This window comes from Pseudorhodobacter sp. (assembly GCF_030452865.1).
Classification (GTDB): domain Bacteria; phylum Pseudomonadota; class Alphaproteobacteria; order Rhodobacterales; family Rhodobacteraceae; genus Pseudorhodobacter.
The window spans coordinates 1-6,845 of the sequence record NZ_JAKDLJ010000185.1; the positions used below are offsets into that span (position 1 = coordinate 1).

Annotated in this window: 7 protein-coding genes; 2 read left to right on the top strand and 5 right to left on the bottom strand. The window is 58.9% G+C overall.

What is annotated here, in order from left to right; translation table 11 throughout:
- Positions 1–1,019: 2-aminoethylphosphonate--pyruvate transaminase (locus L0H65_RS11620; protein ID WP_301459170.1), on the bottom strand; the 1,019-nt coding region annotated here is incomplete at its 3' end.
- Positions 1,020–1,121: 102 nt separating this feature from the next.
- Positions 1,122–2,792 (bottom strand): Na/Pi cotransporter family protein, encoded by a 1,671-nt coding sequence (locus tag L0H65_RS11625; RefSeq protein WP_301459172.1) that lies wholly within the window; start codon positions 2,790–2,792, stop codon positions 1,122–1,124.
- Positions 2,793–2,921: 129 nt separating this feature from the next.
- Between L0H65_RS11625 and L0H65_RS11630 the strand changes: the two genes are divergently transcribed.
- The gene (locus L0H65_RS11630; RefSeq protein ID WP_301459173.1) at positions 2,922–3,794 is read left to right on the top strand and encodes a LysR substrate-binding domain-containing protein; all 873 of its coding nucleotides are present in this window, start codon (positions 2,922–2,924) and stop codon (positions 3,792–3,794) included.
- A gap of 2 nt (positions 3,795–3,796) precedes the next feature.
- Here the strand turns inward: L0H65_RS11630 and L0H65_RS11635 are convergent, their stop codons facing one another.
- Complete coding sequence (locus tag L0H65_RS11635; protein WP_301459174.1) at positions 3,797–4,798, bottom strand: hypothetical protein; 1,002 nt, start codon at positions 4,796–4,798, stop codon at positions 3,797–3,799.
- Positions 4,799–4,873: 75 nt separating this feature from the next.
- Here L0H65_RS11635 and L0H65_RS11640 point away from each other — a divergent pair, with 75 nt between their 5' ends.
- The gene (locus tag L0H65_RS11640; protein ID WP_301459176.1) at positions 4,874–5,311 is read left to right on the top strand and encodes a hypothetical protein; all 438 of its coding nucleotides are present in this window, start codon (positions 4,874–4,876) and stop codon (positions 5,309–5,311) included.
- A gap of 66 nt (positions 5,312–5,377) precedes the next feature.
- Here L0H65_RS11640 and L0H65_RS11645 read toward each other — a convergent pair whose 3' ends face one another.
- The gene (locus L0H65_RS11645) at positions 5,378–6,172 is read right to left on the bottom strand and encodes a dimethylarginine dimethylaminohydrolase family protein (RefSeq protein WP_301459177.1); all 795 of its coding nucleotides are present in this window, start codon (positions 6,170–6,172) and stop codon (positions 5,378–5,380) included.
- Positions 6,173–6,175: 3 nt separating this feature from the next.
- On the bottom strand, positions 6,176–6,845 hold a 670-nt coding region (gene gph / locus L0H65_RS11650; RefSeq protein WP_367651987.1), incomplete at its 5' end, for a phosphoglycolate phosphatase.

Here is a 6,845-nt window from a genome sequence, read left to right on the forward strand (position 1 = left end):
GGATAGATGATGAAGCCCTTGTCTTTCATCCGCTCATAAAACTCGGTGAAGATGAATTTCGGATCGGCAGGGCAAAAGAAGGTGACGATGATCGGCGAGAGCCAGCGATCTTTCAGCAGGGTTTCAAAGCCAAGCCCGCGCATCCCCGCGACCATCACATCGCGGTTTTTCGTGTAGCGCGCACCGCGCCCGACAACGCCGCCTTCCTCCGCGTGCAGGCGCAGCGCCTCCAGAAACGCGGCGACAACATGGGTCGGCGGGGTATAGCGCCACTGGCCGGTTTTCACCATCGCTACCCATTGCGCGTGGACATCAAGCACGAGCGAATGGGAATTGCCTTTGCAACCCTCCAGTTCCGCCCTGCGCGCAATGACAAAGCCGAACCCCGGCACACCTTCGATACATTTATTCGCCGAACTCACCATCGCCTCATATCGGATGCGGTTCACGTCCAGATCGACGGCACCAAAGGCGCTCATGCTATCAACCAGCAGTTTGCGGCCTGCGGCATAGGTCGCTTCGGAGATTTCCGTCACCGGGTTCAGGATGCCCGAAGATGTCTCGCAATGAATGGCAATGACATGGGTGATCGCGGGATCGGCGGCCAGCGCCTCGGCCACTTCCGCCCCGCGCGGCGGCATATAATCGCCCTTGTCGATCAGCGTATAAGCGCGGCCCAGATAGCGCATTGTTTCCGCTGCGCGCAGCCCGTAAGCGCCGTTCGCCAGCACCAGAACCTTGCCGTCACGCGGCACGAATGTCCCCAGCATCGCCTCGACGCAATAGCTGCCGGAACCTTGCAACGGCACGCAGGTAAAATCGCCGTTGGTGTCACCCGCCAGCGCAACCAGTTGATCGCACAGCGATTTCGTCATAGCGCGGAAATCGCCGTCCCACGACCCCCAATCCCGCAGCATCGCCTCTTTCACCGAAAAAGCGGTGGTCAACGGGCCGGGGGTCAGCAGGAACGGCTCCCCCTTCGCGGGATCGGGGAAAGCATCATTCTGGCGGGAAGACATTGGAAGCGCCTCATCCATGGGTGACGATCTGCGCCGATCATTCCATGCGGTGCGGTATATGTAAAATCGTTATTTCGTATCAGACTATCAATTACAGCGATACTACACCGGCTGCGCCAAACGGCTTTCCAACAAATGCCCGCTTTCGGTCAGGATCGGATAGGCGACCGTCACCAGAAGCGAGTTGATCTCTTTCAGAGCACGCACGGTTTCCAGATGCATGTCCGAGGTGTCGATGCTGGCAACTTCGCCGTGCCGCAGGCGTTCAAGATGGCGGTCATGGCTTTGACGCTCCATCTTGCGCATGATTTCCTTTTCTCGGACGAGTTGGCGGGCGGATGGCACATCGCCCGAAATCAGCACATTGAGCGCGAGTTGCATATTCGCCTCCACCCGCGCATGCAGGCTGCACATTTCCTCCCACCCGTCGGCGGAAAAATGCAGCCCCTTGCGCGCACGTTCTTCAGCCAGAGCCAGCAGGCTCTTTACGATCACATCCCCGACCCGTTCCAGATTGATCGAGAAATCGGTCATATCCATACCCAACCGCACCTCAGCTTCGGACAGGGGCCCGCGGTTCACCTTGGCAATGAACAGCTTGATGTCGGTATGCTTCTTGTTGACTTGTTCATCCAGCGCCCGCACCCGCGCGATCTTGTCCAGATTGCCGCCGTCCATCAATTCCATGATCGGGTGATACATCGCGGTAACAATCTCTCCCATCCGGAGGAGTTCGCGCTTGGCACTGGCAAGCGCCACGGTTGGATATTCCATGGAGCCGTGGTCAAGCATGCTTTCAATCGCAAGGATCGGGTCTTGCTCTGCCACGGTTTCCACCACCGCGTCCGGCATGACGCGGGCAGTCAATCGCGCCATCGGGTGAACGAAGGGCAACGCCAGCACCATCAGAAGCAGATTGAACAGAAGGTGGAAATTCACCATCTGCACCGCCACCGTCGCACCCAAAGCCGATATCGGGATGTCATGGAACAGCAAAACGCCGACCAGGATCAATGCCGCACCGCCGCGAAACAGCAGATTCCCCAAGGGCACGCGCTGCGCCTCCAACTCCATCCCGCGCGTCAGCCAACAGGCGACAATCCCGCCGCCAAGGTTCGCGCCCAGCACCATCGGCACCGCAACCTCGACCGGCAACATGCCACCCGCCGCGAATGCGACATAGAGCAGCATCGAGGCGACCGAGGAATGCACGATCCAGGTCAGGGCCGCCGAAACCAGAAACGCCGTCAACGGATCACCGCGCAGATAGCCCACCATCGCCGGCAACATCGAGGAATCGCGCAAGGGTTCGGTGGCCTGCCCGACCATTTCCAGCGACAGCAGGATGAACGCGATCCCCAGCACGATGCGCCCGGTCTGGCGGATTTTGCGCGACTCGAATTTCAGAAACATCGTCGCACCGATCAGGAGCAGCAAGGGGATCAGGCCGGAGAGATCGAAAGACAGGATCTTGACCACAAGCGCGGAGCCAAGCTCTGCCCCCATCCGTGCGGCGATGCCGGTGGCGACGGTGATGATCCCACTTGCAACGAAGCCCGCGACCAGCATCCCGACGGCGGTGGAACTTTGCATGATCACTGCCAGAAGCGTGCCTGCGGCGGCCATCTGGATGTTGCCGCCCTTGGCACCGCGCAGCGCGGCTTTCAGCCGCGCGCCATGCGCCCGCTCAACCCCGGTGCGGACCATACGCACCGCCCAAAGCAAAAGCATCACCGCCCCGGCAAGATGGATCAGAAAGACAACAGGCAACATTGGCAGTCCTTGTGGCAAAACCTTGGTGCAGACCGGGCAAGCCGTCAGCTAACGCGCTTGTCAGGCATAACGCAAATCGTTAGTTACGATGTGTATATAGCTTCACCCAATCGAATAAGGCAGAACTATATGCGCTATGTCCAGCTTCGCGCGTTCCATTATGTCGCCATTTGTGGCGGCTTTTCGCGTGCGGCGGAAGAGCTGTTCTTAACCCAACCCGCAATCTCGGATCAAGTCCGCAAACTGGAGGAGGAGTATGATATCCTGCTGTTCAACCGTCATAAAAAGGCGGTTCTACTGACGGCGGCGGGGGAGAAACTGCTGGAAATCACCCGGCGGTTGTTTGAAAATGAAGCGCAGGCGCGGGAGTTGTTGACCGAAAGCCGCGCCACCCGATCGGGCCATTTGTGCATCAAGGCCGACAGTGCGCAGCATGTCCTTAAAATCCTTGCGATTTTCCGCACCCGTTTTCCCGGTGTCGGCATCACAATCACCGGCGGGAATACCGACAGCGTGATCGAAAGCCTGTTCAATTACAGCGCCGATCTTGGCGTTCTGGGTGAAGTCCCATCTGGACGTGAGTTTGAAACCGTCGCCCTCAACGCGACGCCGATTTCTGCATTCGTTGCGGCAGGGCACGCCATATCACGTCGAAAAATATTACACTTCAATGACTTGAAAGACATTCCTCTTGTTATGCGTGAAGAAGGTTCCAAGACAAGGAAGAAATTTGAGGAAGCGGCGCAAGTGAATGGACACAGCTTCCGTCCTGCCATCGTCGCCGAAGGCCGCGAAGCGGTGCGCGAGATTGTCGCCTCCGGTTTTGGGGTGGGTTTCGTCTCGGTCGCGGAATTTGGTGACGACCCAAGACTGGTGCGTATCCCCATGGCGGAGGAAGCCGAGATGATGATGGAGGAAAGCCTGATCTGCCTGAAGGAACGCCGGGCCGGAAAGCTGGTTTCAGCGTTTTTCGCCATCGCGCATGAACTGGCACGCGCGTAGCGTCAACGCACCCAAAGCCCGGCGCGCTTGATCTGATTGCGGATCATCTGTTCCTTGCGCGGCAAATCGCGGCGGTCAAACATCGCGCGGATTTCGGCGCCTTTGCCCTGATAGACGATCTTCTTGAACGGCAGATACTCTTTCAGAACCTTTTTGACCGGGTTCGGGGCCATCACCTCCTCCACCACCCGCACCGCTTCGTCACTTTCGCGGGCGTAGAACAACGGCATGGTGCGCCAATGGCAGGTCACGTCACCATCCAGACCTGACAGTTCAGCCGCCGGCCGCCCACCACCCAGCGCATGAATCACCAAAGGCAACGCCACCTGATCGAGCCAGGGGTCGAGCGGCTGACACACAAGTTCGCGCGGCGCATCATCGCGGATAACGCGGGCGTAGTCGCGAAATTTCGCACCAAACGCCTGCGGGCTTTGATGAAAAAACCAACCGGCGTTGAAATAGAGATAACGCTGCCAGTATTCATCGGGCTGGCTCAGGTCGAGGCTGCTGTCGAAATCCAACCCGAAGCGGTCATAAAGCGATTTCCAGATCGCAGTATAGCCGGGGCCATAAAGTTCCTGCACCGGCCAGGTGCCTTCACGCTTCATCGAGGCGGATGGTTTGCTAAAGTCGAACCCGACGGAGGATAATGGCCCGGTGAAAACTGTATCGGTATCGACGAACAGGAACGGTTCCTCCGGCAGTACCGCGAGACATTCGATCTTGTTGCCGTAAGGGTAGGTGCTGCCGAAAATCCTGCTTTCAAACGGCAATACCTCCGCGCCGAAACTGGCCAGCAACTCCAAAACAGCGGTTTCCGCAATTGCCGGATCGCCGCGCCACAGCGGGCCTGACTGCGGCACGGCGATGAACAATCGACCTTCAAAATCGGGATTGGTCGCGCGCAGGCTTGCCGCCAGCAACACCGCCTCATATTGCAGCCGCCCGGATTGCCCGACGGCGACTATGTTGAACCGTTGCTTGCCCGCCCGCTTTTGCGCCATACTGATCCTGCCCGGCCTTGTTTTGAGGCGACTATAGGGGTGCCGCATTGATTTGAAAACATGAGGACCGCAATGATGATGAATTCCACCGCAGCCGTGGCCTTTCTGGCCCTGTTCACTTGCGCTGCCACCGCCCAGACCGTGCCGCCGAGTGATTTCACTACGCCCGAAGGCGCTGCCTTCATTCACCAGCAATTGGGCGACCAGCTTTTGGCCTTCAAGCAGGAGGGCGCGCAAGACCTGATCTATTTCACCACCTTGCTAAGCTGGCGCTGCGGCGTGCAGGAACTGTATTACGGCTTCAATGACGATCTTGCCGTAACCCGATTCCCGATGGAACCCTGCTACCGGGATTTGCGCCAACCCAACACCAACAAGGAAATCGGCACCATCTACCCGTTTTTCATCTCGGTCCCGACAGGTTCGGTCGCGAAAGTTTCGCTGCGGGTGATATATGAGGACGGAAGTACAGCGAAATTCCTGTCGGAGCGGGCGAAAAACCTGGTCTATTGAGGCGAAAACCGGGACATGCGCGGCTTTGGCAGCGACAAATCAGGTATTTTTACCAAGATGAAGCCATCAGGTGCGCGGGGTGAATCGCAGGCTCAGACAGGACATGCCGCCATCGAGTTTGGCACATTCGCTGTTGCCAACCTCCACGACCTTGAAGCCTGCCTTGTCCAGCAGGTCGCGGGTTTTCGGAAAACCAGCGGGCATGATGACCAGATCATTGAAACGAATGGCATTGGCACAGGCGTCCTCGCCTTCCGCGGTATGAATGACGCGGTAGCCCGGAAAACACCCCGACGCCGCCAACCGCTCGGTGGAAAGGATGGTTTCCCCGTCGAGCAACGAGCAATCGGTTTTGAAATGGAGCACACCGGGCGGCGTGGATACCTCGCGCAGCGTATGGCCCCAATCGGCAACCAATGTTTTCAGTTCCGCGACCCCGGCCGCATTGGTGCGTGCGGAGCGGCCGACCAGAATCTCGCGCTCGGTCGTCAGGATATCGCCGCCCTCGATGAAGCTGTCCGCGCCCGAGATATGACGAACCTCGCGGTAAAGTGTGGCGAGATGCGGAGCCATTTCCGCCGCCTCGCCTAGACGACTGGGCGCACCGGGCCGCATGATCACGGCACCCTGCGGCAGACACAGCGCCGTATCCTCCACGAAAACGCTGTCGGGGAAGGCGTTGAGCGCGGGAAGTTCGATCACTTCCGCCCCTGTCCTGCGCAGCGCAGCAATGTAGTCGGCGTGATGCCCCTGCATCAGGTCGAGGTCGGGCGTACCGATATCAATGGCGCGCAGTCCTTTTGTGATGCTGGGGGCAGGCTTGCGCGTGATCGCATGGCTGAAACGGAAAGAGGCGGACATGGATTATCCTTTCATCAGGTTGGCAACCAACCCCGGCAATTGCCTGAAATCATTGAAGGCTGCATCGTGGCGCAGTTCGTGGACCGGCGATTTCCGATAGCCTTCAGTATAGATCAGGAACGGCAGTTTCGCATTGGCTGCGGTTTCGGCATCTACCTCACTGTCGCCGACATAGATCACGAGGCTCTGCCCAAGTTCATCTGCCACCGCCCGCAACGGTGCGGGGTCCGGCTTGCGCACCGCCAGACTGTCGCCACCAAGAACCGCGCCGAAATACGGCGTCAGGTCCAGATGCGCCAGCACCGCACGGGTGGGCGCGATCGGCTTGTTGGTGCAAATCCCCAGGGCACATCCCATCTGTGCCAACGTTTCCAGCGCCTCGGTAACGCCGGGATAGACCTTTGTGTGCTCAAACGCCGTCTCATAACGCTGGTTGAACCGCTTGAGCATCGGCGCGAACAAGGGTCCATCCGGCACCTGACCGGAGGCATGAAGCATGCAGCCGATCAAATGCCCCACGCCCTTGCCAACAAAGCCGCGCAGGGTGGCTTCGGGCAGTTCCGCCAGACCCGCTTCCTGCAATACCACATTGGCGTTCGCGGCAATATCCGGCGCGGAATCAATCAGCGTACGGTCGAGATCAAAGATAACCGCCGTCACAACACCGCCTCTG

Excerpts from the sequence above, each read along its gene's own strand:
- L0H65_RS11625 (WP_301459172.1), bottom strand. The coding sequence starts at position 2,792 with ATGTTGCCTGTTGTCTTTCTGATCCATCTTGCCGGGGCGGTGATGCTT.
- L0H65_RS11630 (WP_301459173.1), top strand. The coding sequence starts at position 2,922 with ATGCGCTATGTCCAGCTTCGCGCGTTCCATTATGTCGCCATTTGTGGC.
- L0H65_RS11635 (WP_301459174.1), bottom strand. The coding sequence starts at position 4,798 with ATGGCGCAAAAGCGGGCGGGCAAGCAACGGTTCAACATAGTCGCCGTC.
- L0H65_RS11640 (WP_301459176.1), top strand. The coding sequence starts at position 4,874 with ATGATGAATTCCACCGCAGCCGTGGCCTTTCTGGCCCTGTTCACTTGC.
- L0H65_RS11645 (WP_301459177.1), bottom strand. The coding sequence starts at position 6,172 with ATGTCCGCCTCTTTCCGTTTCAGCCATGCGATCACGCGCAAGCCTGCC.